The organism is Flavobacterium branchiophilum FL-15, assembly GCF_000253275.1.
Lineage (GTDB): Bacteria > Bacteroidota > Bacteroidia > Flavobacteriales > Flavobacteriaceae > Flavobacterium > Flavobacterium branchiophilum.
The window spans coordinates 2556233-2581057 of the sequence record NC_016001.1; the positions used below are offsets into that span (position 1 = coordinate 2556233).

Consider the following 24825-nt stretch of genomic DNA (forward strand, 5'->3'; position numbering starts at 1 on the left):
ACAGGCTTAAAATGAGAAAATTAATTTTTGTACTTTTATTTTTATTTATCTCTTGCTCAAAAAAAGAAATAAATTACGTTTTAATACAAAATGACAAATCATCTGAAATTAACCTTTTTAAAGGTATTTATAAAGTTCATTTTATGGACAAACAAGACGGAATTTATAATTTTTCTATAAAAAAACAAGAATTATTTAATATAAAAGAGACATACAATAATGAGAATATTATAAAGTACGGTAAAGAATTTTTGGTAATTGATGAGAAAACTAAAGTTATGCCTAGTTTTGACGTAAAATATGTTATTGGTTTTACGAGTGGTGATGAACAGGTTATCACAATAAGGTCTGACTTTAGACAAAACCCATTGGATAATGAAAAATATAAAAACTTAAAAGTTTTTATTGACAAGATTAACAATATAATTAAATCAAAAGAAGAGATTAATAAAGCTGAAAAATCAAACGCTTTATATTTTTAAAATTACAATAATGTTTTTGGAATAAAAGTCAAAATAGTTGAACAAAACCCGAGCATTGCTCGGGTTTTCTAATTTACAAAAAAGCAGCGTTATTATTAAAAAAGTCTTTAAACTTTTTAGGGCTTAGTATTTCATCAATAATTTTAAAGACGGTTGTTTTATCGCTATTAGTCCAATTGTTTTTAAAATTTTCATCAATAAATTTCTAAAAAAAGAGCTTTTAAAAGAATTATTTATTATTTTTGTAGATATAAATGGCTTTGCCGCTGGAGCTTTGAGTAGCATAGCAAGTAGTGCCTGGCAAGGTGGTAGTACTTTTGAAACATTAGGCGATGTTACGACTGAAACAATACATAAAGGTATTAGTGGTGCAACAGGATTAAGTAATGGTTTTGGCACTATTGCCTTTGGCACCCTTAGTGGCAGTGCAGGTGCCGCCCTTACAGGTGGTAACTTTTATCTCATCGATAATTGTTTTCAGCGGTATTCGATGAATCTTCGATTTGGCAAGGTGCTGTAACAGGGCTGGTGGTGAGTGGACTCAATCACACGTTTCATTCGATGCAACTTAAAAGTGAGATTGAGAGCAAGTACCCTGGATTATATAAAACACTTTCAAAATTGAAATCATTTGTAAAGAATAATGAAACTGTAATGAAATATTTTACAAAATTAAGTGGATTTACTAAAGCTGAAACATTAAAACTCTTATCAGTAAAGAATTTAGCAAATATTGTAAAGGTTGGAGGTATTAGTGATTGGGGGCAATTTTTTGGAGATAAATCAGATTCTACTTTTGACCCAACTCATATACACATTCGTAATGATGTTGCTAAAAGCCTCGATAGAGGCGGTTATTGTGATGTTTTTGGTACGAAAGTAGGATTATATGGGTCTTCATTTTTTGCTGCAGTTACAGTTTTACACGAGTTAGTGCATTATGGAAGGTATTGGAATAGTATACCAAGTAATTACTCACAAGGCAATATTTCAAATTATGAAGTAGGTCAAGTTTTCGAAAGATGGTCTTTTGGATCAATACAAACTTATGGAAGTTCAACAAATAGTGCGACTAGAAATGGATGGTAAATATAAAATTATACTATTAATACTGCTTTTTTTAAGTATTTGCAATTGTAAAAATCAAGTAAAAACTGAAAACAGTGGCAAGGAATTGATCATTCAAAATATTAATTTTTTAATCGATTCTGTTGAACGGTTTGATATGAGTAAAATTCCTGTATCGGAAAAATTTAAAGATATAAAAATCGAAAAGATAACTGTTGGTATTTTAGATTCTGTATTAATTGATAACGAAGGAAACTTAAATAAAATTAATCCATTAAAATATTCAAAATTTAAAATGTGTCCAAACGATTTGGTTAAATTCAAATCTGAATATAAAATAAAACTTGTTAAAATAAATAATTACGATAGTAATATATTATTTGTGAAATTTTCAAATTTAAAAATAGAAAATAATGAAGCCACTATTGATGTGAAAAAAAATATTGGTATAAGCATGATTAAAGAACGATATTATTTTGTTAGAAAAAATAATTTTTGGCTTTTTAAAAAGAAAATACTTACAGGTTCGGGATAACTTTTGGCAAGGTGCTGTAACAGGGCTGGTGGTGAGTAGGTTGAATCATGTGGCACATAAAATCAATACAATTCAAGAAACAAAAACGTATAATTTACCAGCAACCGCAAGTTCACCAGACGGTAATTTACCAATACACCAGCAAGTAGATCCAGAAGTTGGTTGTACCCAAGAAGTTATGGAATCCATAATAGAATACAAAACAGGACAAGTACTTAATTTAGATAAAAGTGCTGGAGCTGATTTTATGCAATTATCAAAAACAGATGTTTTAAGTAGTTTCAATTTAAATGTTACTAATTCTACAAATAATATCCGAACGATTGGTACTAATATGGAAAGTGAAAATCCGTCAGTAATTACATATAAAAATGGTGATGTTATGCATACAGTTGGTATAAATAAAATAACCGTTACGCAAACAACAAATACTCGAGGTGTTATTAGTTATCAAACCACTATTCAAGTTATGAATCCATTAAATAGCACATATCAAACATTACCCTTGTCGGCTTTTAACAATGGTCATATAAGAACCGTAAATTTTAATAAATAAAAATGAAAACTATTTTAAATTTTTTTATACTCTTTTTGGCTTTTTCATTCTTTAAAACCTATTCGCAAAATTATAATCTTAATTACTTTTTAGTTGGTTTTGTAAGTGATTATATGGGTAGAAATATTGAAAAAGGCCAAAGTGAAAATATTAATTCAATTGATTATCATTTTCACAAAACAAGACTCCACAGCCTTTATAGGCTTGATACTTTGATCAAAATTCATATTAAAGGGAATGAAAAGATAGTTTACGAAATAAAAAGAGAAGTGACAGTCCCATATTGTAAAAATTATAATGAATTTTATATTTTAAATTCAGAATACCTTAAAAATAATATTAATAGTTTTTTTATATTTAAGAAAATTGAAGAAAATAGCAATATTAAAGTACAACAATACAACGGTACATTGAATGAAAATAAAATTTTATTTTCGAAAAAGTCAAATATTATTTCATTTTTAGCAGGAGCTTTTTACACATTTGGTGATAAAGATTCTACGGGATATTTTTATAAGTTTTCGAATTCAACTAATAAGAGAAAAATTATTTATAAAATACTAAAAAAGTATAATTGCAAAATAGTAAAAGAATTTGACAATCAAGTAAAAGGTCAATTTGTTAGTCCATATATTTATACAATGTATTTTATACCTTCAGATGAAATGAAAATTAAATTTGATTACGAACTAGATATTCGGCAAAAAATAAAAAAACTAAAATCAAAACCAGAATGGGAGTAATTTCTAATCTTTAAAATACCGTTCCAGCCCAAATTTTTTCGTGTGAGATGCCGTTAAAAGTATTTTTTGTTATATTTTTATTAAAATTAAGCCGTGTTTCAGGGGAGTATGACTGCCGTAAACGGAGGTAGCTTTTGGAGTGGCTTTGCCGCTGGAGCTTTGAGTAGTATAGCAAGAAGTTTTTACAACGGAGGCACAAGCGTAGATGCGAATGGTGTTGCGATAAAAGGCACGGGATTGAACAGCCTTGGCGACAATTTTGGCGACATTGGCACCATTGCCTTTGGCAAGGTGCTGTAACAGGGCTGGTGGTGAGTGGGTTGAATTATGCGATGCATCAGATTCAGAATAACCAGTTTATTGACAAACGATTAGTTGCTTTAGGCAAGAATCCTAACGCTACTGCTCAAATAGAACAAAGTGAATTAGGAGACTTTGCAGAAAATATGTATCCTAACATGATGGCTCAAGCAGATGACCCAGCGTTTCTTTTGAAAGATAAAATAATATCGCCAAACGGCGAGGCTGCTTATGGACAAACTGTGGCTACTACTAGAAATGGTGTTACTCATGCTAGTCAAATAGAAATTAGTCGAGCTGCACTAAGCAGTTGGCATACATTAGCTTCTACGATAGGTCATGAGTTGAATCATTACATTTATTTTAATACAGGAATTTATGACAGTTGGGTTAGTAAGTTTGGTGTAATTAGAGCAGATGCACTTGATGAATACAAAGCACATTATTGGGAGAAACAAAGGGGAGGATCTCCAAGTATAAATATAATGAATAGCAATTTGAGAACGTTTAATACTGTTAAATAATGAAACTTATTATAAATAAAAGAATAATAATGTTATTATTAGGATTAACAATAATAGCATGTGATAAAAAAACAACAATAAAAAATAATGTTTTCTTTTTAGTAGAACCCTTCAATGTAGTTAATGATTCCGTTTTAAAAGTACTGCTAATAAACAATACAGCCAATAACTATTTTATTACATTGGATACTACTAGAACTTATGACTACCCTGATTTTAACCCTAAAACAAATAGTAGTTTTATATTAAAGCCTTTTATTTACAATGAGGATAAATTGATTTATATGAAAGGAGAAGGCACTGTACAAAAAACAATAGGCATCGACAAAGGCAAAATGGAATGTATCAAGAAGGAGATTTCCCAATCAGATGCTTTTTATAAAGATTATATCTTATTAAAGAATGCCATTTTTATAAAAAAGAAAAGTTCAAGATATTTAGAAATACCATTTTTTTTAAGTCATAAATTAGGTGTTTTTACATATCATTACGATTTAGAAAAAGGTAAGAAATATGAACTACAATTGGAATATCAAATGCTAAAAGAAATAACAGAAGTACGGATTAGTAAAGGAAAAATAGATACTTTACAAGAACTAGGATATGCTCCTTATTATGAAAAGATAGTTTCGAACAAAGTATCGTTAATTTTTGACTAAAATTTAAATGAACAGTTTAAAAGGTGCAGAAGGGAATAATGGATTTATTGCAATTGCCGGAGGACGAAGTATGTGGAATCAACTTAAAAGCTACATGTCTCAATTAAGTTTCAATAGCGATTTATCAAATGCTGCAAGAAATGGTAGTATTAGATTAAATATTCAATATGCACCAACCCCAAAATTATTTTGATATGAGAAAAATATTTTTAACTATACATATGCTGTTTTCATTAGCTGTTTTGGCTCAAAAAAACAATAACATTAAAATAGATACATTATTTTTTAGTGGAAAAACACCAAAGATATATGATTCTAAAATGAAAAGCATTTTAATTGGAGTTGAAAATAACTGCGATGCTACTCAACAAGAAGTTTTCGATGCCAAAATAGAATCAAATAGAGAATTTAGAACAATCTCCAATCTTAAGATTTTTAATAAAGAATCGAAAACTTCTATATTTACAGATGCAGACGCAATTATAATATCTTATTTTTGTCAAAACATTGATTATATTAATGAAATTGAGTTCTATGAATTTATTTTTCAGGATGAGAAATCAGCACAAATTTTAGTAGAGAAACTTACTTTTTTAAAGTACAAAAAAGGTTTTAATGATTATATCGGTTTTAAAAATTGGTATTACAAAAGAATAAAGAATAAAGTTTATTTTATTGATTATAAGGAAGAAAACATGTATAACTTTATTAATAATAAATTGAAAACAAATATCGATTTGATTGTTAATTAAAATGCTTCTTGTACATTATGTGTTTGAGAGGTATAAAATTGCATAACGCATATACCGATTATTTTGAAAAAGGGGCGTTTAACTTTGTTAGAGGTCTAGGTGCTTCAAATGACAGTAATTATTTTTATGACCCTAAATTGTACCACAGATGAGAAATATATTAATATTTATTTTCAGCCTTTCTGTATTAAATTGTTACTCACAGAAAAAAGATTTAACAATAACAGCAACATCGAATTCCGAGTCAGAAGTTGTTATAAGAATAATTAATAATACATCCAAAAAAAAATATTTATTTTTAGATGTAAAAAATCTAGGTGTCTTTTACCAAAGTAAAAAGACATTTACTAATATTAATTCTTCAAAAATGTATTTAGATTTTTTAGAATTGAATGGACATAAATCTTTCATACCTGTATCGACATTTAATAACTATAATTCTGGTATTAAAGATGAAGAGGATTTTAAATCTAAAATAAAAAATAATACTATTCTGTTTTTACCAAATGAAGAAAAGCGATTTGTAATTAATCTATATAAACAAGATGAATCGGATTATTTGAAAGCATATAAAGTTTTGCCCTCAAGATACTATAAAGTTTCACTGAAAATATGTGGAAATCAAATAAAAGAAAAAATAAAAAACACAAATATAAATGAACAAGAATTTAGAAATATCATTTCAAAGTATGATTTTAACGATTATCAGTCGAATGTGTTTAGGCTAAAAATTAAAACGATAAAGAGTCCTCCACCTCCGCCTTTACAACCAAGCAAAAAATATAGTAAATATTCTTTCAAGGAACTTATGATGATGAAGTAATTTGCGAAAGTTTTGGAGTATTAACGGGCTTGTAGTTAGTGCACTGAATCACACTTTTCATGGTACACCTCATAAAAGTACAGGATTGTCATCGAGGAGATATACTAAAGATTCAAATGGAAATATAACAAGTGAAAGTTTGAATTATTTTAGCCCTAAGAATGATACGGATTTATTTAATAGAGCTGAGTCAGAACCGTTAAGAATGGGAGAATTAACTATATATGCACATGGAAATCAACATGGTTTTGCGAATATTAACCTATTAGCCAATAGTAATCTAATTGTTAAAAAATTATATACTGATAGTGTTATGTATAGAAATTTTAAAAATGGTCAAACTAAAAATTTAACAATGAATATTAAACCATGTACTACTGGAGAAACTAGTTATGGTAGAAATATTGCAAATATCTTATCGATTCCACATGGAATTACTATTTATGCCGCTGCAGGATATGTTTTTCCGAGTGGTATGTCTGGTTATCATAGTGGCGGAGTTTTTCATAATTTAGGTTATAATAAATTTCAAGATGGTAAATATAAGTACAACGTTAGTAATCAATAATAATTCTAAATATATGTTAAAATTAAAAAAAATAATCCTTGTTACATTATGCTTTTTTATAATATTAGGATGCCAAAATGAAAAAATAGAAAGTTCTGTAACTGACGTTACATTATTTGAGCTACAGGAAAAAACTATAACTAAAGAATCGTTTAAAAAATCCAGATACTTTAAAGAAGATCGAGTTAAAGATGATAAATTTGATGTAATACAGCATGGAAGCGAGTCAGCATACAATGAACTTTGTTTGTACTATGGTTATAATCTATCAAAAAAGCATGAACTTCTTCCATATACTTTGATTATGATTGAAAAACATAAGAGGTACAATTATTGTACGAATGCTTTTGATAATTTATACGAATTTTACATTGGTAAGGATATTAATCGGTTTTATAATGGTGCAGATGCGAGTTATATTCCATATTTTAGATCGATTAATGTTTTAGAGCCAGAAATAAAAAATTATTGTTTGTATTTCTTAAAATTGGGATATAAGAATAATGATGTAATGAGTATAAAATATTTAGAAATTCTTTATAGAAATGGTTTTGGTCTCAATAAAGATATTAACAAAGCTAATGTTTTAAAAGAAAAATACGAACAATTATCTTCTTTACCAAAAATATAGCCTTTAAAATGACAAACAAATTATAAGGTTGTTGAATATATTAATTTCAAATTGAATAACATTTTTTTAATAATAAGAGGCTTAAATATTTTATTTTGTAAGAATTTAATCCTGAATATTTTTAAAAATAGATGGAGCAAAACTCGTAACATCTAAAGTTTTTTATTACAAAACATAAATAATCTAAACAAAAAGTGATGTATTTAAAATTTATTTATTATTTTTGTAAAAAAAAGCTATTTATTTGAGATTTAAAATTTTATCAACCATCTTTGTCAAAGTTTTAAATTTGTATCAACCATCTTTGTCAAAGTTTTAAACTTTGACAAAGATATAACTTTCTAAAAAAATTGATTACCATAGCAAGTAGTTTATACAACGGAGGCACGAGCGTAGATGCAAATGGTGTTGCGATAAAAGGCACGGGATTTAACAGCCTTGGCGACAATTTTGGCGACATTGGCACCATTGCCTTTGGCACCCTTAGTGTAGGCCATTGAATTGCATAACATTGGTCTTGGGCAGGCTTGCACCCCGACTTGAACGGAGCTCTTTTTTTCTTGCCGCTCGACGGATTGTTGGGTTTGCGGCAAGAAAAAAAAGCGGGAGTGGAAGGCGGAATAGGTGCCCAAATGATTTGGATATTTATACTTGTTTATATGCTTTTGTTGTTTGATTTTGAATGTGTTTTGGGCCTTTTTTGTTAGGTTTATATACTTCTACACATCGTTTGCCACATCCGCCGCCACATACTCTATTGCTTGTTGAACAGGCTGCCATGCTAAAAAGGATGATGCTGGCTATCAATAATTTTGTTTTCATGTATGTAAAATTTATTTGTTATGGCTCCTTTATGTTATCGCTTGGTGATTTATTGGTGTTTGGTTCTTCAAACTTGTTTTTTTACCAAATATATTTATTGGCTGTAAATATAAGCCTATTTTTTGAAATTATAGGGAGTTTTTTTGTTTTTATACCCTTGGTTTGTAGTTGTTATACCAAACACTTATATAAAATAGTCTAAAAATGCAATGCTATTTTTTTTCAAGATTTTATAAAAAAATATTTTCATAGCTGGGCTACGTAATTATTTTTTTGTGAAATATTTGGAGAAAAAGAGCTAGCAGATTGGGCTATTTTATATGAGTGTTTGGTATTATTGCCAAAACGACCATTCTTTTCCGTTGTAGATACACAGTACTTTATTGGTCAAATCATAACAAATGGTACCCGCTTCTGGGTTTGGAATGTTGAGGTGTGGTTCGTTCATTCTTGGCAATACTAGGGCTTTTGTTGTGGATTCTAATACTAAAACTCCTGGTGCTGAGGAGGTTGTTTTTCCTATAATCATGCCTGATTTGATGTCGTTATTGGCATTTAGGGTTGTGGGTAGTTCGCCTGTTTTGGTTAAACTTTTCCAAATGCCATCAAAGTATTGTACCGTTTTTGTAGTACGGTCAAATGTAAGGGTTCCTTTTACGGGGGTAGTAACGGTGGTGGTTGCTGGCAAAATAATGCCTCTGTAATCGTTGTCGTTGAAATTTAAAATACTACTTTGAAAAACAGTTTTGGTGCCAATACCTACTTGGGCGTTTACGGCTAAAGCTATAGTTAATACATATAAAAACATCAATTTTTTCATCTTTATTTGATTTAATTTGTAATTTCATGATTTATATAGATTAAATTTAATAGTTTTTTGGGTTGGGGATTTGGGGTGTTTTACTTATGTTATGGGACACAAACTTGTTTGATACAATTCCAAGTGGTGCCGTTATACAGTTTTAAGCAGTTTTCGTCGGTATCGAAAACGAGCATACCTTCTGATGGGTTAAGGGCATTGATTTGAGTAGTTGTTTGCCTCGTGATGACGAATCCTTTTGTTTTGGATTCTAGTACTAATGCCCCGTTTTTGGAATTTGTAATGGCGTTTGCGGTTTGATTTTGTGTTGAAACTGCTACAAGGTATGCTTTTGGAGTTCCAGAAATGGGCAACTTTGTTTCTGCAATTTTGGTAACGGTTACACTAACGGTTTTGTCTATAAAACAAGGGGCTTGAGTGGTAACGTGTACAGAATATTGGTTGTCGCCATTGCTCATATCGGTTACGTTTATGGCGGGGTTTCTTTGGGTTTTGTTGGTGGCATTAATGCCTGGCCCCGTCCAGTCGTAAACGGCATTATTCAAATCGATAAATAAATTGACTTGATTTTATGAAGCTCCACAAAAATTGGTAATATCGCTACTGGCAACAGGCGAAGAGGCCGATCCTATTTGAACAATATCTGTTACAACATTACCGCAACCGTCTTTTATTTGATAGGAGTATAAACTATTTGTGAGCCCCTCGAAAGTATTACTAGATTGGAATGGACCAAAAGTACCACCAAATCCATTGGCAATTCGATATTCTAAAACATTATTGGGTGCAGGAGAAGAGGATGTGGCGTTGATGGTTAATATGGCGTTTGTTTCACCATCGGCACATGTATAGCCGCCTGTTGTGGCTTTATCTATTGCAATGATGGAACTTGCGTCAAAATTTACTGTTTGTGTATAAACGTTTCGTGTACCGCCTTTAATACGCAGTCCAAATACATAATTACCATTGGTTAAACCTTCAAACAAAAGAGATTCTGTGGTGCTGGCTAAATCTTTTGTTAGTCCTACATTGGATGGGCCAGAAACAATTACAACTTCATAAGCAGCACTATCGTCAAAATTACCAATCATTTTATAATCAAATCCACCACAAACATTTACAGTTGAAAAGCTAGATATAGAAGCCGTTCGGCCGTTTACGGTTACTGTTTTAGACCCATTGCCGCAAGACGAGGTAAAAGAAAGGGTGTAAGTACCTTTTGGCCAATATCCTGATGGATCTGTAATATTGACACTTGGGACATCTGCATCAGATAATGTAGATCCGGTTGTGCCAACGGGAACTAATGGACTGTTTGATGCTGTTACGGTATAATTAATAACTGAGTTTGAGGCTACACCAGAAAATACTAATCGTAAAGTGCCATATTCTAAATAATTGCTACTTACAAACGAAGTAGCCTGATTGACAACTAAAGTAGTAGAATTAGCTGGCAAAGCTACACTTGTTACAGAAAACATATTTGATGTGGTTCCATTTGCATCGTTATAAGTAAATGAATACGTTTTTCCTGCTGTAAATCCAGTAAAATATTGGCCATCGGTTGTTTGAGTAAATTGCAACACATCCGCTGCATTTGTAGTGTTGGTAAAAGTATAAGTAATAGGAAAACAAACTAGTGCAGGATTTACTACGGGTCTTACCCTACTCCCATTTACACAATCAGTAGTAGCACTAATGATGCCATTCAAATAAGTAGTGCTTACTTCTTTTGAATTGCCACATGCGTCTAAAATAACTACTTTGATGCTAGAAATATTAGTAATGATGTTTTGTCTGGTTACACCAATGGGCATGTTTACAAATGTTGAAGATAATGAATATCCAGGACTATTCAAATCGCTATAGCCATCTCCATCAATATCTTTTCCATAATAAGCTCCATTGTATTTAATTTTCCAAGTAAATAAAGCTGCTTCTGCCGCAGATAAGTTGGAGCCATTTGTATTACCAAATCCACTTTGAATAAATAATTTTATGGGAGAAGAACAGGAGCTTGCATCTTTTTGAAAATAATTTGTGGCCTTTGTTTTTACACTACTCACAGTTACACTTGGATTAGAAATGGTTGTTGGCGAAATAATCGTTTGTCCACATCCATCTTCTACAGTTACGGTATAACTACCTATTGGCAATGCGGCAAAAGAAAATGTGGTGGCCGTGGTTGAAGCACTTGTTTCTAAAACAGTATTGGTAGCATTGTTTTTTATGCTATATACAAATGGTGATTTTCCTCCAGATAAAGTAACTGCAACCACCTTTGACTCTCCTACACAAGGCAAAGATAGTGAAGGGTTTGTCAAACTCATATTGGTATAACCATCTGATACAGCAATTGTTGCCGAAGAAAACACGGTAGTATTTGAAGTTGATTTTCCTTTTATGATATAACTTCCTGTAGCCAAGCCCGAAAAAACATTTGACGATGTAAATTGATTGACGTCGCCAGCAATGGGAGCTAAAACGGTACCATCTGATTTTTGCAATTGGTACACGGGACCTGTACCCAATCCCGTACTACTTGCCGTTAATTTTCCTGAGTTTTTACACCCTAAATTACTAGCAACTCCTGTAACTGTTTGAGCATTAACAAAATTAATTAATAAAATAAATACAATAACAAATAATTTGTGTATTTTTATATAACGCATTGATTTTCAGTTTAATAAATTATTTTTTGCAAATATATTATAAATTTATGAATGATTACAAGAAATTTATAAAGATAATAACGCTTCCAAATAAGTCCTGCTATTTGACAGTCGTGGAATTTTGTGCTGTCCGCCAAGCTTGTTTTTTTGCTTGAGCCAATCATAAAATAAATTGGGGCGGGCCACATGAATTTTTAATGGATTCAAAGTCATATTATTGTAACGTTTGGCTTCGTAATCAGAATTGATGGCTTGAAGATTTTGGTCTAAGATTTCTTCAAATTGCAACATGTTATTGGGCAAAACATCAAATTCTATAATCCATTCATGAGCACCTTTTTCTTTTTCTGTCATAAAAATGGGTGCCACAGTATAATCTTTGATGGACGACTGGGTTGATTCGCAGGTTTTTGCCAATGCTTTATCCGTATTTTCTACCATTAATTCTTCGCCAAATACATTAATAAAATGTTTGGTTCGTCCAGAAACTCTTATTCTGTAAGGATTTAACGATGTAAATCGAACAGTATCGCCAATCATGTACCGCCAAAGTCCAGAATTGGTTGTAATGACAATGGCATAGTTTTGAAATAATACCACTTCCGATAGCGGAATAATGGTTTGATTGGATGTGCCAAAAGTGTCCATGGGTATAAACTCATAAAAAATACCATAGTCTAACATCAACAATAAATCGTTGGAATGATTTTGGTCCTGAATAGCAAAAAAACCTTCGGAAGCATTATATATTTCATAATATTTAAAATCGCTATCGGGCAACATTTTTTGATATTGTACTTTATAGGGGTCAAAACTAACACCTCCATGAAAATAAACTTCCAAATTAGGCCAAACCTCTTTCAAATGGGATTTGCCTGTTTGTTCCAATACCCTTTGCAACAGCACCATCATCCAAGAGGGAACCCCCGCAAAACTGGTTACATTTTCTGTCAATGTTTCTTTGATAATGGCATTCATTTTTGTTTCCCATTCGCTCATCAACGATACTTTGCTGCTTGGAGTACTGCTAAATTCTGCCCAAATGGGCATGTTTTCAATTAAAATGGCCGACAAATCACCAAAAAAAGTGTTGTTGTTTTCATAAATTTGCGAACTTCCACCAAGCCGTAAACTTTTGCCTGTAAACATTTCGGAATTTTCGTTATTATTCAAATACAAACACAACAAATCTTTACTTCCTTTATAATGACAGTCTTCCAATGCTTCTGGGCTTACAGGGATAAACTTGCTTTTTGCATTGGTAGTGCCACTCGACTTGGCAAACCATTTGATGGGCGTTTCCCAAAATACATTTTGATGGCCTTGTCGGGTTTTTTCTATCATGGGTTCCAAGTCTTCATAACTTGACACAGGTACTTTTTCGGCAAATGCCCGATAAGTTTTGATATTTACAAAATCATAATTCTTGCCAAATTCTGTATTTTCTGACGATTTTATTAAATTCATCAACAATTCTTCCTGAACTTCGTGTGGGTATTTCAAAAACAATTCTATTTGATGAATCCGTTGTTTGAGAAACCAACTGGCAACTGAATTTAAAAATGGAAAAAGCATGAGGTATGTGTTTTTATTGTTTTTTAGTTGCTTATTAGTATGAAAAATAAAAAAACAAATACTAATTTTACATCGTTATCAAAAATAATCAAAATTTATAAAACCGCAAGTAAAATTTAAAAAAATAACTGTTTTTATGAAATACCAAGGAATACTCACAAAAATGCAAACTGAAATAGGCTCGCCCATTCAATATTATATGGTTTTTGAAAATAGTTTTCTAAATGTTAATCAACTGATAAACAAAACAATACAAGTGCAACATTTGGGTTATCAATGTTTGAATTGCAATAAAAAAAAGAAAATTTTCAGACAAGGGTATTGTTATGATTGCTTTATGAGTTCGGCTGCGGTTGGCGATTGGATCATGCGACCAGAACTGAGTAAAGCCCATTTAGGCATAGCCGATAGGGATTTAGTATATGAAAAAGCCGTACAATTGCAACCTCACATTGTTTATTTGGCCCTTTCGAGCGAAATAAAAGTGGGGGTTACTCGAAAAACGCAAGTACCCACTCGATGGATAGACCAAGGAGCTACAGAAGCCATTCCCATAATCGAAGTACCCAATAGGTATTTGGCTGGCATCACCGAGGTGGCACTAAAAAACCATTTTGCAGATAAAACCAATTGGCAAAAAATGCTCAAAAACGATGTTGTTTCTGGTCATTTAATGGAAACTCGACAACAAGTAAAACCTTGGTTGCCGCTAGAAGTTCAGCCTTATTTTGATGATTACCACCCTGTTTTATTACAATTACACTATCCTGTAACACAATATCCTAGTAAAATAAATAGTTTGAATTTAGAAAAAAACAATGCCTATACTGGAATTTTAAAAGGAATCAAAGGGCAATATTTAATTTTTGAAGACGGTACTGTTTTTAACGTCAGAAATGCGGAAGGTTTTGAAGTTTCGATTGGTGTTGTATAAAATAATCAATATCATATTATTTTCAAAATTTTATAAATCAAAGATGCAATTGGAAAACATAAACCTGCATTCTCAAATTTGTTTCAAATCAAAATCAAAAATAATTAAATCCGCAGACCAAGCCCGAAAGAAATTATTTGAACAATACAATTCAACTTTAACAGAGGGAAACTATTTGATTATTTAAAAAAAAGAGCCTCAATCGAAGCTCTTTTTTTATTCAAATTACTATTTATTTTTTCTCAGGAATAACAATAACCCTAAAATACAAACGGTTAATAATCCCATTGCAGCGATTACTGTTACCAAATCACGAATGCCTTTTCCTGCCCAATCCATGAATAAAAATTTATGAAAAATGGCAAAGGAATAGCCTTCCAAACGTTCCGAATTGGTAATTACGGCTGCCAAATGTGAAGAGGAAGGTTCGATATAATAAGTGGCTTTTTCAGGCGTATCATAAGCTAACTTAACTACTGGCAATCGCTTGTTGACAAAACCATATTCCCTTTTTTCAAAATCATATAAGGTTTTAGTTTCAAGTATTTTTGCCTCAGAAATATCTGTTGAAGCTTCACATTCTTCAGGTTCTTGCATATCGCAACAAGCTCCTTTTCCGTTCAATTTATCTGAAAAATGATGCGCTAAAAATTCTACATACTCCAACTCGGTATTCTTGTTTATTGTTCCATTTTTAGCATTGATGTAAATGGTTTTCGATTGTTTTTCCTCGCCTTTCAACACCACTTGGTAATACACATCATTCTTTAATTGGATTATCGAACTATTTAAAAACGCAGTCCAATCAATTACCAACTTGTTGTTTTCTAAGGACAATTTAGCTACATCAATTGTTGGCTCATAAACCATACTACTCAAATTGTTGGGTTTCAATTTTGAAAAAGCATGATACGCTCCACTCAATGCAAATGTCAGGGTAACAAAAGCAACAGCAATACCAATTTTTCTGTGGTTGAAACGAAGTTTGGTTGTTGCATCCGCTGTGGGAACTTGCTTTTTGAATACTTTCCAAAACAATCCATAGATCACAATACCGCTCAAGGCAGAAAGTACAATAATGGACAATAATAAAATCATTGTCCAAACGCGAATTGCATTATTTGTAATCGCATCTAAAAATGACCAGTTGTGAAACACATCAAAAAACCAAATGAAAAACTGACGTGACTTTGGGTTAAATGTGGCCAATTTACTGGATGAAGTTTCAACATATACTTGCATCTCATCGTCTCTTTCAAAGCTCAGTTTATAAACTGGCAAATAACGATTCACGTATTTGTATTGCGAGTCAAATTCAGTAAGCACTTCTGAGGAAACCACTTTGCTTTTTTGGTCATCCAAAAAGTAACGCGATAAATATTCCGCATATTTCGCATCGCCATTTGCTAATTCGGCTGCAGTTGCCGCATTATAATAGTGAAGCATATTATCAACCGTTTTTACTTGATAAAAATGGCCGTTGTTAAAAGATACAATCCTGAAATTTTTAATTTGTTTCAAATTGTTTTTAGCCAATACCGTTTGAATTGATAACGGAATGTCCCCTGGAGCGATCGTGGTTTTTTCTAATCGTTCATTGGCTATTGTGGGTTTAAAGAAATGCGCCATAAATGGGTGCATTATCCCTGACAAACACCAAAATATAACCGGTATAACCGTTATAATTCCAATCGTTCTATGCCAAGTATAGATTTTTTGTTTGAGTTTTTTCACCCATTTGGAATCCCTCTTTTTAGGTATTTTATTTTCCATAATTAAAAAATTAAAGGCGCATCAAATGGACACGCCTTTTGGTTTATACTTTATTTTTTAAAAGATAAATTATACTGTATTCCAAAAAGAAAAGTTCTTGGAGCAGCAGCAGTATACGTAGGCTGAGAAGTTGATGTATTAGCTCTAGTTACGTTATACGCATATAATTTGTCCGTTAAATTCAAGACATTGGTAAACAACTCAATAGATTTCCATTTGTAACCGAATCTAGCATTAAAAATACTATATCCACCATATTTAACGGTATTGATTTGGTCTTGGTAATAGCTGCCAACCAATTGGTATTCAAGAGAAGTTCTGAAATTTGGCAACCATTTTGGGTAATAACTCAACTCTGAATTTCCAACCCAACGAGGTCCAGAAGGCATTTCTTTACCATTCAAATCTTTTAAAACATCTGAAGATTTTTCTGAAACTTTAAAGTCAATAAAAGTATGTTCAGAAACTGCACCTCCAAATCTGAAACTCAATTCAGCCGTTGGTTTGTAATTGAACCCAAATTCAATTCCTTTGTGTCGTGTTGCTCCCGCAGAGCGATAATCAGTACTGTTATCGGCTAATTTTACACTGATTAATTCATTTTTTCCATCTAAATAATAGAAGGCATAATCCAAATAAAGTTGGTTTTTAAAAACCGAAAGCCAACCTCCAATTTCGTAATTCACAAAAGTGGCTGGCTCTAAATTATAGTAAAAATTAGCTGGAACACCTGTTGTACCGCCAGTTCCTGGTTTGGTTCTAAAAATGGCTGAAACGCCTGGAGGGGCAAATCCTTGTGAAAAATTAGCATAAAAACCCGCAACTGAAAATGGATTGTAATTCACCCCAATTTTAGAGGTTAACTTGTCATATATTTTTGTTCCTGTGCCGTTGTCTAAGTCATTGTGGTAAGCCACTTTCATATTGTCATAGCGCAAACCAGTAGTGACAATTGCATTTTTGAATGGTTTAAAACTCAACTGCAAAAATTCAGCTGAATTGTAAATATCTGCTTGGTATTGAGCGTTTTTAATGTCTGGTCTTTCTTCTACAATTTGATAATTGTTCACGGTTAAACCACCCGGATTTAAGTTTGCTTTTAAATTGATTCTGTATGACCAATAATCAGATGGCGAATAATCATACAAAACTCCAGCTACTATTTTTGATTGTAAAAAATCAAATTGTTGGGTATGTTGAGCCAAAGCGCCATAACTCTTAAAGTTACTAGAGTTTATCTCCCCAGTTGCGGTAGTACTTTGTGATGTCCAACGAATTCCATACGCAGGATTTTGTCCTAGTTTATTATCTCTATAATATGCCGATACCGAAGTACTAGACAAGGCATTCCAATCATGTTCTAAAGTCAAACGCGTTCTTAAAGCATCTGATTTACGATAAGTAAAATCAGTAGTGCTGGTATAAGTTCTATTATTGAAAGCGTCTTCATTGACACTACCGCTCATGTCAGAATAGTATTTACCAAACATGGTATTACTGATTAAACGCGTTTTGGAGTTGAATTTGTAATCAAAACGAGCATTAAAATTGTCTTTTTTATAATCTGAAAAGGTCATCCAAGAATTTTTTTGCTCACTTGTAATTCCAGCAATATGAAAACCAAATTTACCTACAGTGGCTCCTCCAGCGGCTTGCACTCGGTAGTAACCCCATTGATCCGCTTGAACTCCAAATTTGAATTCAGGGTCGTGTGGCGGTTTTACCGAAATCAAATTGATGGCACCACCAACAGCTTCTGGACCATAAAGAGAGGAAACAGGACCTTTCACCACTTCTACATTTTCTACATTGAATTGGTTAATTTCTAACAAAGCATTGTGGTTGAAAATCCCCATCGGGCGAATTGGCAATCCATCTTCTAAATACAAATAATAAGCATTTGTCGTTATTGGTTGCCGAATAGCAGTCATGTGTTGTTCATTTCCAATGTTTGACATATACACCCCTGGCGTTTTGTTTACAATTTCATACATGGCTGTTGCCTTAGTCTCATCTATGGTTTTGGCATTCAACTTACTAATTGCCACAGGAGTTTCTATCCGTTTGGTGGCGGTTCTATTTGCAGTAACAAAGACTTCTTTTAAGGAGTTGGTTTTGGTTGTATCTACAACCGTTTTATTTTTTTGGGCATAACCCATTTGCCCCAAAACTAAAAGGGCGAAAAGTAATTTTTTCATTGTATTATTTCTAAATTAATTGTATTTATTCATAGTCAATATTCCTCCATAAGATTTCTAATGGGAGACACCGACATTTTAAATCCTAAATTAACTTAGCATTGCGGGTGGCCGAAATAAAAAATTGGGTTTTAAATAAGCATATAAATTTTGATAATCTAAATTCATCTCAGGTACTTCTTCAACAATCAAAGATAGGTTGCAATAGCGACAAATTTTCTCATAAAACATTACTTCTTTTTCTAATGGATTTGCTTTTTTCTCGGATGGTTGAGATGAATTGGAATCTGAATTTTTTTCCAAATTTTTCATCAAATGACACTTACCATTACATTGAAGTTTAGGTTTATCTTTGTTTTCACAAAGTACCGTTGTTATATAATCATAATTGATCGCATAATCAATTAACGGAAAAACCGGTTTGATTATGAAAGAAAGTATTATGATACAAACTAGTTTTTTCAACTTATTTTACAACGAATAATTCAAATTAATACTCCAACGGTAATTGGCTTCCACATTGCCTCCGGTTAAATTTTGCTTAATAGGCAGCATCACATTGGCACCAAAAGACAAAGCATTGCGACCAACTTCAAAACCGATTTTTCCAAACAAGGCATTTCCTGAGGTTTCGTTTAGTTGAATACCGTGTTGGTAATTATTTTGATAGGTTTCGCCAGCAAGACCAAGTTGGGGAGCAAAAGACAAAGCATCTTTTTCATACAAATAAAAAAAAGTGGTTGCATAATTCCATTGGTTCCCAAAACGGTAGTTTTTTTGATTTTCGGTTTTAATCACGTAATTAAACATGGTATTCAAACCAAATTGTTTTCTTCTCAAAATATATTCGGTTGCCAAAAGGTAATCCCAACTCCCTGTTCCTACTTGAAAACTTGGATTGATTGTGCCTGAATTGGCGTCGTTATATTTTCCAGTTGGTAATTTCAGTCCGCCTCCCATTTGCAAGGTGTGTGCAAAAAAAGTACTGTCCGTTTGGGTTTGATACAAACGATACATGGCTAAAACCGTGAGGTCGCCAATGCCATTTATTGATTGTTTTCCAGTTGATGTTTCCCTATTGTGTGCATGATAAGGAATTAAAACTGAAATCTGAATATTCTTCTTTATAGGAATTCTTGCCCAAACTTGTGTGGTATTGAAATTTTCGGTGTACCAAGGTGAATTGGTATATAATCCGTCTGTGGATTTATATTGTTGGTTAAAATAGCGAATACCAACAAAATTGGAATTGAGCATCGAAGCAAATCCCATACTGCCACCACTAGCAGAACAACCACAAGCATCGCAATCATCATCCAAAAGATCATAAAATTTAGTAAACGGATTTTTGAATTGCAAACTGTCTTTTTCGGTGGCATTTACCATTTGGAAAAATAGTATAAAAAGGATTATTGTTTTTTTCATTTTGAGATTTTTTTTTCAACCTTTTTTTAATATTAAGTTGTTATTGTTTTTAAACCATTAAGACATTAAGTTTCATTATGCTTTAATTTAAATCAAACATTTTTATTTTTTTAAAACCATTAAGACATTAAGTTTCAATATGCTTTAATTTAAAATCAAACATTTTTATTTTCTTAAAACCATTAAGACATTAAGTTTCATTATGCTTTAATTTAAAATCAAACATTTTTATTTTTTTTAAACCATTAAGACATTAAGTTTCATTATGCTTTAATTTAAAATCAAACATTTTTATTTTTTTAAAACCATTAAGACATTAAGTTTCATTATGCTTTTATTTAAATCAAACATTTTATTATTTTTAAACCATTAAGAAATTAAGTTTCATTAAGCTTTTATTTAAATCAAACATTTTATTATTTTTAAAACCATTAAGACATTAAGTTTCATTAAGCTTTAATTTAAATCAAACATTTTATTATTTTTAAACCATTAAGAAATTAAGTTTCATTATGCTTTTATTTAAATCAAACATTTTATTATTTTTAAACCATTAAGAAATTAAGTTTCATTATGCTTTTATTTAAATCAAACATTTTATTATTTTTAAACCATTAAGACATTAAGTTTCATTAAGTCCTGTATCTTTAGATTTAAATAATACTTTAGATCTTTTTGATTTTTTAGATCTTTTTGATTTTTTAAATTCTTTAGATTTTTTTAAATTCTTTAGATTTTTTTAGATTATAAAAAAGAATTAATATTCCGAAAATCGTTTATCGGTTAAATATTGTGTATCTGTTAATGTTTTTAGAAAAGCAATTAATGCTGATTTTTCAGTGACAGACAAGGCAATTCCCAAAGTTCCATTTTGCTTTAGAATTGGGTCTAATGTTGCAGAATCTATAACCTCTGAGCTGTAATGATCCAATACACCTTCTAAGGTGAGCAATCGTCCATCGTGCATGTAAGGTGCCGTTTTTTCTACGTTTCGAAGGCTTGGTACTTTAAACTTGTGCAAGTCTTGGTCGAGTTCGGTTACTCTATAGCGTCCCACATCATTCAGGGCAGGATTGACAGACAAGCCGTTATTTCTAAAAGAATTATCGGTAAACAAATCGGTTGCATGACAACTGGCACATTTTTGATTGAAAATGGCATAACCACTCAACTCTTGCTGCGTCAAGTCACCTCCTGCTTCATTGCGTCGGTATTTATCAAAACGAGAGTTGGATGAAGTTACCATCAGCATGAATTGTCCCAAGGCTTTGAGCATGTTTTCAGAGTTGATTTGTCCATCGGCGAAAGCCAATTTATATAACTTTTGATACTCGGCATCGCCTTTCATCATAGTTATAGCAGCACTAAAATCGCCATTCATTTCTACCGGATTTGTAAAAGGCAAAATTGATTGCAAGTCCAAATGATTGACGGCTCCATCCCACATAAAAGAAGTTTGATAGCCCAAATTTTGAATAGAAGGCGTATTTCTTGTACCTACAGCATCGTTTACACCATGACTAAAAGTGTGTCCGTGGTGCGTAAAAGCATTTTCTTGAATATGACAAAAACCACACGAAACCACACCGTCTGATGCCAATCGACCGTCATAAAACAATTTTTTACCCAGCTCAAAACCTTTTTGCGTAGGCGGATTATTTGAAATATTATATGCTAATGGCGGAAAATTTGAAGGAACTTTAAACTCTAAAGGCAAATTGGTGTAATCTTCGTCATCGTTGGTACAACTCCATAGCAAAGGTAAAATGAGCAACAATATTATTTTTGTTTTCATTTATAAAAATATTAAAGCGGTCAAAATAATTGACCGCTTATTAATAAAAAAATTAGTCGTTATGCACGTGATCTACCGTAAACATTTTAGAAAGATTAGTCGTAACCAATGCCAATCTATCGCCTCCCATAACATCCCCAGAAGTTCCTGCAGTAAGTGCTATTTTATTATCGCCATCAACAATGTTTTTAGCATCAGCCAAAATATGAATTTGAGGTGTAATTGTAGTTCTTACTTTTGCAATAGAAGGCAAAGTTATGGTAACTTCGGCATAATTGTAATTTTCTACATTATTTACCATCGTTTTACCCGTGTGTACTCTATAATTTCTTGGAGTTGTAAGCGTTGATGAAGTAACTGATCCTTCAAAATTTACAAATTTATACCCTCCAGTCCAGCTCCACATCATGCCAGCAGTTTGAGCAGTAGCTAAAAAATCACCTTGACCTGTTGCTCCAAGCTCCCATTGGGCTCTATCAACACCAATTCCGAATTTAATTTTGGTATAATTTCCTGCAGGCACATTTGTTAAATTTAAAATTTGACTTGCTGCAGTTGCCTCATCTACAATAAAATAGCTGCTCGATTTTGGGTATGTAAATGTAGTTCCGTCTTCTTTTGTAAGCACAACATTACTTACAATATATTTCAGTTGCGAAGCTTTAACTTTTTCACCATTTGAGTTAGTATATTCTGTTGCAAAAGCAAAGTTTGCACCGCCATATATGTTGTCGTATTCTACTTTTAATGTTCCGTTTCCAGAAATTACTTCTTCATCGTTATCTTTTGAACAAGATAGTAAACTCATTGTAGCTATTGCAATAGCAAATATATTTTTAAATTGAAATTTCATTTTTTTTAAATTTTTATGTATATGTTAAATAATTCATGCTGATTAAATAAAAAGCATAGCAAATTTATTTCGTTTCAAAAAAAGAAACAAAATGACACCAAAGTGTTTTAAAATTTAAAAAATGAAAATGGGAGGATGAAAAAAATCAAAACCAAATAAATGCTGATATAGATTCTTGTATATATAAATATTTTTTGTGGTTACAAATTTTGATTTTTTATAGATTTCCAAATAAAAGGTAGCTGTATAAAACCATTCAGATTCAAAAACACTTATTTTTTTATCGTTTTGAACTGGTTTTTCCGTTTCAGAAGATTGGGCTAATTGCTTCATCAAATGACATTTCCCGTTACAGTGCATTTGGGGTTTGGCTTTGTTGATACAAAGTTCTTTTGCAATATACTCATAATTAGCCATATAGTCTAAAACGGGTATTACGGGTTTTAGAAAAATAAACAAAGCTAATATAATTACAATCTTTTTCACGGATGCAAAATTACAATATTTTTAAAAACTAACAAGGCAAAAAAAGTTAATTTTTTCAATTCAAATTAATTTTTCTTAATCAAATTGCTTATTTTTAACAACAATTCATCAACATTATAAGGTTTTGTTATAAAATCGTTAATGCCAATATCTAAACAGGTTTGTAAATCATTTTCCCAAACATTGGCCGTAATGGCTATTATTGGTATTTGACTGATGCTTTTGTCTTCAAAATTTCTAATCATGATTGTCGCTTGATTGCCATCCAAAACGGGCATCATCAAATCCATCAAAATAATATCATAACTGTTTTTGGTTAATTCTGTTATTGCTTCCTGACCATTATTTACAATGGTTGTTTTACAATTGTTGATGGTATTTCTAAGCAATTTCTCAATCAACATTTGGTTAATTTTATTGTCTTCAGCAACTAAAATTTTACAATTTGAAAGTACCCGCATCATGTCTTCGTCTATCAATTTGTTTTCCTTCGTAGCTTTATGCACTACTTTTAAGGGTATTTCGATATTAAAAATAGTTCCAATACCTACTTGACTAGATACTTTAAGAGTTCCTTTCATCATCTGAATAATATTTTTTGTAATAAATAAACCGAGTCCAATACCTGAATTGGTTTGATTGTTTTTTACTTGAAAATATTTTTCAAATATTTTATCTAAATTTTCTGCATTTATTCCAATACCAGTATCTTGTATTTTGATATTGAGCATAAATATTTCATTCTTTTCATCAATAAAACTACCACCATATAGCATAGAAACATAACCAACATTGGTAAATTTAATAGAATTTGAAAGGATATTCATAATTATTTGATTCAATCGCTGGGCATCTCCCTTTACAAATATTGGAACATCGCTAACTTTTTTTATTACAAAACCAAGGTTTTTGGCAAATGCTACTTTTTTATTAATATTAAAAGACAAATTGATGTTTTCTTCTAATTTAAAATTATGAGTATTCAAACTAAAATCACCATTATTAATTTTGGTGTAATCCAATACATCATTAACCAAATTGAGTAAATGATTTGAGGAGTATTTCAATATCTTATTATAATCATTTATTTCGTTAAATCCTGTTTCTTTATCTACAATTATATCCGAAATTACTTTAATTGCATTCAAAGGTGTACGCATTTCATGGCTAATTGTAGCAAAAAAACCATCTTTAATTTTCTGAATATTGGTTTGTTCTTCTTGAAACTGTTCCAATTTTTTATTTTTAGACAACATGTTGTTTAAAAGACTATTGATAATTTCAATTTTCATCATTTCCATAAACAAAATACACAAAGTTACATTGATGATATTGATATTTTTCCAATATTCAAAGTATTTAATTTCCTCAGAATACTCGGATAAATCTAACCACGGTACATAATGTATGCCTAAAAATGTAACAATTACCACAACATAAGCTAATAATGAACCACGTTGAAAATTTACAGCATTGATAGACAATAATAAGAAAATAACCCATAAATACAAAAAGGGATGCTTGTTAAAATAAAAGATGCCGCCAACAGCCAATTCAAAATACAAACCAAATATAATCATATTGGCTTGATTCAATCTAATTTTAATTTCACTGTGGGTTATAACACTTTTTAATACCATATAGATCATCGGAACGATAACAATCAAATTGATAATGGCATAAATTTTGGCTCCACATATATAATTAAAAATAGAATAACAAAACAAGGCCGTAACATATAAACCAAGATAATCTGCCAATCTAGTAACATAGTGTGATACTAACTCGTCTTTTTCTTTTTTAAATAAGTTACGGGGTTTTTTCATAGATT

Annotated in this window: 29 protein-coding genes; 16 read left to right on the forward strand and 13 right to left on the reverse strand. The window is 31.5% G+C overall.

Features of this window, described 5'->3' with window-relative positions; translation table 11 throughout:
- Positions 1–11: 11 nt before the first annotated feature.
- The 15 genes from FBFL15_RS11050 (at position 12) to FBFL15_RS16535 (ending at position 8141) form a co-directional block, all read left to right on the forward strand.
- Complete coding sequence (locus FBFL15_RS11050; RefSeq protein ID WP_014084672.1) at positions 12–482, forward strand: hypothetical protein; 471 nt, start codon at positions 12–14, stop codon at positions 480–482.
- 274 nt (positions 483–756) lie between these two features.
- Positions 757–1002: a hypothetical protein gene (locus FBFL15_RS11055; protein ID WP_044032271.1), complete on the forward strand. Its 246-nt coding sequence runs from the start codon at positions 757–759 to the stop codon at positions 1000–1002.
- Between the two features lie 11 nt (positions 1003–1013).
- Positions 1014–1571 carry a hypothetical protein gene (locus tag FBFL15_RS11060; protein ID WP_148267912.1) on the forward strand — a complete coding sequence of 186 codons (558 nt, stop codon included), beginning with the start codon at positions 1014–1016 and terminating at the stop codon, positions 1569–1571.
- Entirely contained in the window at positions 1531–2085 is a 555-nt protein-coding gene (locus FBFL15_RS11065; RefSeq protein WP_014084673.1) for a hypothetical protein, read from the forward strand. The genes FBFL15_RS11060 and FBFL15_RS11065 overlap by 41 nt, the downstream gene beginning before the upstream one ends.
- Positions 2027–2641 (forward strand): hypothetical protein, encoded by a 615-nt coding sequence (locus FBFL15_RS11070; RefSeq protein WP_044032273.1) that lies wholly within the window; start codon positions 2027–2029, stop codon positions 2639–2641. The genes FBFL15_RS11065 and FBFL15_RS11070 overlap by 59 nt, the downstream gene beginning before the upstream one ends.
- Before the next feature lie 2 nt (positions 2642–2643).
- A complete protein-coding gene (locus FBFL15_RS11075) occupies positions 2644–3384 on the forward strand; it encodes a hypothetical protein (RefSeq protein ID WP_014084675.1) in 741 nt (246 codons plus the stop codon).
- Positions 3385–3477: 93 nt separating this feature from the next.
- Positions 3478–3684 carry a hypothetical protein gene (locus FBFL15_RS11080; RefSeq protein WP_148267913.1) on the forward strand — a complete coding sequence of 69 codons (207 nt, stop codon included), beginning with the start codon at positions 3478–3480 and terminating at the stop codon, positions 3682–3684.
- 11 nt (positions 3685–3695) lie between these two features.
- Positions 3696–4208, forward strand: coding sequence for a hypothetical protein (locus tag FBFL15_RS11085; protein ID WP_148267914.1), 513 nt, complete (start codon positions 3696–3698; stop codon positions 4206–4208).
- Entirely contained in the window at positions 4208–4867 is a 660-nt protein-coding gene (locus tag FBFL15_RS11090; RefSeq protein ID WP_044032275.1) for a hypothetical protein, read from the forward strand. Before FBFL15_RS11085 ends, FBFL15_RS11090 begins: the two co-directional genes overlap by 1 nt.
- 7 nt (positions 4868–4874) lie before the next feature.
- A complete protein-coding gene (locus FBFL15_RS11095; RefSeq protein WP_014084679.1) occupies positions 4875–5060 on the forward strand; it encodes a hypothetical protein in 186 nt (61 codons plus the stop codon).
- 1 nt (position 5061) lies between these two features.
- On the forward strand, positions 5062–5619 hold the full coding sequence (locus FBFL15_RS11100) for a hypothetical protein (RefSeq protein WP_014084680.1): 558 nt from the start codon (positions 5062–5064) through the stop codon (positions 5617–5619).
- 148 nt (positions 5620–5767) lie between these two features.
- Entirely contained in the window at positions 5768–6442 is a 675-nt protein-coding gene (locus FBFL15_RS11105; protein WP_014084682.1) for a hypothetical protein, read from the forward strand.
- An 85-nt stretch (positions 6443–6527) separates the two neighbouring features.
- Positions 6528–7010, forward strand: a complete 483-nt coding sequence (locus FBFL15_RS11110) for a hypothetical protein (RefSeq protein ID WP_148267915.1) — start codon at positions 6528–6530, stop codon at positions 7008–7010.
- A gap of 13 nt (positions 7011–7023) precedes the next feature.
- The gene (locus FBFL15_RS11115; RefSeq protein ID WP_014084684.1) at positions 7024–7641 is read left to right on the forward strand and encodes a hypothetical protein; all 618 of its coding nucleotides are present in this window, start codon (positions 7024–7026) and stop codon (positions 7639–7641) included.
- 350 nt (positions 7642–7991) lie between these two features.
- Positions 7992–8141, forward strand: coding sequence for a hypothetical protein (locus FBFL15_RS16535; RefSeq protein ID WP_014084685.1), 150 nt, complete (start codon positions 7992–7994; stop codon positions 8139–8141).
- 145 nt (positions 8142–8286) lie between these two features.
- Here FBFL15_RS16535 and FBFL15_RS16540 read toward each other — a convergent pair whose 3' ends face one another.
- The 5 genes from FBFL15_RS16540 to FBFL15_RS11145 form a co-directional block, all read right to left on the reverse strand.
- Positions 8287–8463 (reverse strand): hypothetical protein, encoded by a 177-nt coding sequence (locus tag FBFL15_RS16540; RefSeq protein WP_158309101.1) that lies wholly within the window; start codon positions 8461–8463, stop codon positions 8287–8289.
- A gap of 334 nt (positions 8464–8797) precedes the next feature.
- Complete coding sequence (locus FBFL15_RS11130) at positions 8798–9283, reverse strand: hypothetical protein (RefSeq protein ID WP_014084687.1); 486 nt, start codon at positions 9281–9283, stop codon at positions 8798–8800.
- 89 nt (positions 9284–9372) lie between these two features.
- Entirely contained in the window at positions 9373–9828 is a 456-nt protein-coding gene (locus FBFL15_RS11135) for a hypothetical protein (RefSeq protein ID WP_014084688.1), read from the reverse strand.
- A 24-nt stretch (positions 9829–9852) separates the two neighbouring features.
- Positions 9853–11955: a hypothetical protein gene (locus FBFL15_RS11140; protein ID WP_014084689.1), complete on the reverse strand. Its 2103-nt coding sequence runs from the start codon at positions 11953–11955 to the stop codon at positions 9853–9855.
- Between the two features lie 66 nt (positions 11956–12021).
- Positions 12022–13530 carry a GH3 auxin-responsive promoter family protein gene (locus FBFL15_RS11145; protein WP_014084690.1) on the reverse strand — a complete coding sequence of 503 codons (1509 nt, stop codon included), beginning with the start codon at positions 13528–13530 and terminating at the stop codon, positions 12022–12024.
- 136 nt (positions 13531–13666) lie between these two features.
- Here FBFL15_RS11145 and FBFL15_RS11150 point away from each other — a divergent pair, with 136 nt between their 5' ends.
- A complete protein-coding gene (locus tag FBFL15_RS11150) occupies positions 13667–14464 on the forward strand; it encodes a DUF2797 domain-containing protein (RefSeq protein WP_014084691.1) in 798 nt (265 codons plus the stop codon).
- Positions 14465–14692: 228 nt separating this feature from the next.
- On the opposite strand, the gene FBFL15_RS11155 is transcribed toward FBFL15_RS11150, so the two are convergent.
- The 8 genes from FBFL15_RS11155 to FBFL15_RS11190 all read right to left on the reverse strand — a co-directional run bounded on the left by FBFL15_RS11155 (position 14693) and on the right by FBFL15_RS11190 (position 24820).
- Positions 14693–16093, reverse strand: coding sequence for a PepSY-associated TM helix domain-containing protein (locus tag FBFL15_RS11155; RefSeq protein ID WP_231847464.1), 1401 nt, complete (start codon positions 16091–16093; stop codon positions 14693–14695).
- A 194-nt stretch (positions 16094–16287) separates the two neighbouring features.
- Positions 16288–18435, reverse strand: a complete 2148-nt coding sequence (locus tag FBFL15_RS11160) for a TonB-dependent receptor (RefSeq protein WP_014084693.1) — start codon at positions 18433–18435, stop codon at positions 16288–16290.
- A 90-nt stretch (positions 18436–18525) separates the two neighbouring features.
- Positions 18526–18738 (reverse strand): hypothetical protein, encoded by a 213-nt coding sequence (locus tag FBFL15_RS16375; protein ID WP_148267916.1) that lies wholly within the window; start codon positions 18736–18738, stop codon positions 18526–18528.
- 168 nt (positions 18739–18906) lie between these two features.
- Positions 18907–19860, reverse strand: coding sequence for a transporter family protein (locus tag FBFL15_RS11170; protein WP_014084695.1), 954 nt, complete (start codon positions 19858–19860; stop codon positions 18907–18909).
- A 757-nt stretch (positions 19861–20617) separates the two neighbouring features.
- Entirely contained in the window at positions 20618–21655 is a 1038-nt protein-coding gene (locus FBFL15_RS11175) for a cytochrome-c peroxidase (protein WP_014084696.1), read from the reverse strand.
- A gap of 52 nt (positions 21656–21707) precedes the next feature.
- Positions 21708–22508: an MbnP family protein gene (locus tag FBFL15_RS11180; RefSeq protein ID WP_014084697.1), complete on the reverse strand. Its 801-nt coding sequence runs from the start codon at positions 22506–22508 to the stop codon at positions 21708–21710.
- Between the two features lie 114 nt (positions 22509–22622).
- Positions 22623–22994 (reverse strand): hypothetical protein, encoded by a 372-nt coding sequence (locus tag FBFL15_RS11185; protein WP_014084698.1) that lies wholly within the window; start codon positions 22992–22994, stop codon positions 22623–22625.
- A 65-nt stretch (positions 22995–23059) separates the two neighbouring features.
- Entirely contained in the window at positions 23060–24820 is a 1761-nt protein-coding gene (locus FBFL15_RS11190) for a response regulator (protein WP_014084699.1), read from the reverse strand.
- Between the last annotated feature and the right edge of the window lie 5 nt (positions 24821–24825).

Bases quoted from the DNA above. Each gene is read 5' to 3' on its own strand.
- FBFL15_RS11050 (WP_014084672.1), top strand. From the start codon at position 12: ATGAGAAAATTAATTTTTGTACTTTTATTTTTATTTATCTCTTGCTCA.
- FBFL15_RS11065 (WP_014084673.1), top strand. From the start codon at position 1,531: ATGGAAGTTCAACAAATAGTGCGACTAGAAATGGATGGTAAATATAAA.
- FBFL15_RS11075 (WP_014084675.1), top strand. From the start codon at position 2,644: ATGAAAACTATTTTAAATTTTTTTATACTCTTTTTGGCTTTTTCATTC.
- FBFL15_RS11090 (WP_044032275.1), top strand. From the start codon at position 4,208: ATGAAACTTATTATAAATAAAAGAATAATAATGTTATTATTAGGATTA.
- FBFL15_RS11095 (WP_014084679.1), top strand. From the start codon at position 4,875: ATGAACAGTTTAAAAGGTGCAGAAGGGAATAATGGATTTATTGCAATT.
- FBFL15_RS11100 (WP_014084680.1), top strand. From the start codon at position 5,062: ATGAGAAAAATATTTTTAACTATACATATGCTGTTTTCATTAGCTGTT.
- FBFL15_RS11105 (WP_014084682.1), top strand. From the start codon at position 5,768: ATGAGAAATATATTAATATTTATTTTCAGCCTTTCTGTATTAAATTGT.
- FBFL15_RS11115 (WP_014084684.1), top strand. From the start codon at position 7,024: ATGTTAAAATTAAAAAAAATAATCCTTGTTACATTATGCTTTTTTATA.
- FBFL15_RS16540 (WP_158309101.1), bottom strand. From the start codon at position 8,463: ATGAAAACAAAATTATTGATAGCCAGCATCATCCTTTTTAGCATGGCA.
- FBFL15_RS11130 (WP_014084687.1), bottom strand. From the start codon at position 9,283: ATGAAAAAATTGATGTTTTTATATGTATTAACTATAGCTTTAGCCGTA.
- FBFL15_RS11140 (WP_014084689.1), bottom strand. From the start codon at position 11,955: ATGCGTTATATAAAAATACACAAATTATTTGTTATTGTATTTATTTTA.
- FBFL15_RS11145 (WP_014084690.1), bottom strand. From the start codon at position 13,530: ATGCTTTTTCCATTTTTAAATTCAGTTGCCAGTTGGTTTCTCAAACAA.
- FBFL15_RS11150 (WP_014084691.1), top strand. From the start codon at position 13,667: ATGAAATACCAAGGAATACTCACAAAAATGCAAACTGAAATAGGCTCG.
- FBFL15_RS11155 (WP_231847464.1), bottom strand. From the start codon at position 16,093: ATGGCGCATTTCTTTAAACCCACAATAGCCAATGAACGATTAGAAAAA.
- FBFL15_RS11160 (WP_014084693.1), bottom strand. From the start codon at position 18,435: ATGAAAAAATTACTTTTCGCCCTTTTAGTTTTGGGGCAAATGGGTTAT.
- FBFL15_RS11170 (WP_014084695.1), bottom strand. From the start codon at position 19,860: ATGAAAAAAACAATAATCCTTTTTATACTATTTTTCCAAATGGTAAAT.
- FBFL15_RS11175 (WP_014084696.1), bottom strand. From the start codon at position 21,655: ATGAAAACAAAAATAATATTGTTGCTCATTTTACCTTTGCTATGGAGT.
- FBFL15_RS11180 (WP_014084697.1), bottom strand. From the start codon at position 22,508: ATGAAATTTCAATTTAAAAATATATTTGCTATTGCAATAGCTACAATG.
- FBFL15_RS11190 (WP_014084699.1), bottom strand. From the start codon at position 24,820: ATGAAAAAACCCCGTAACTTATTTAAAAAAGAAAAAGACGAGTTAGTA.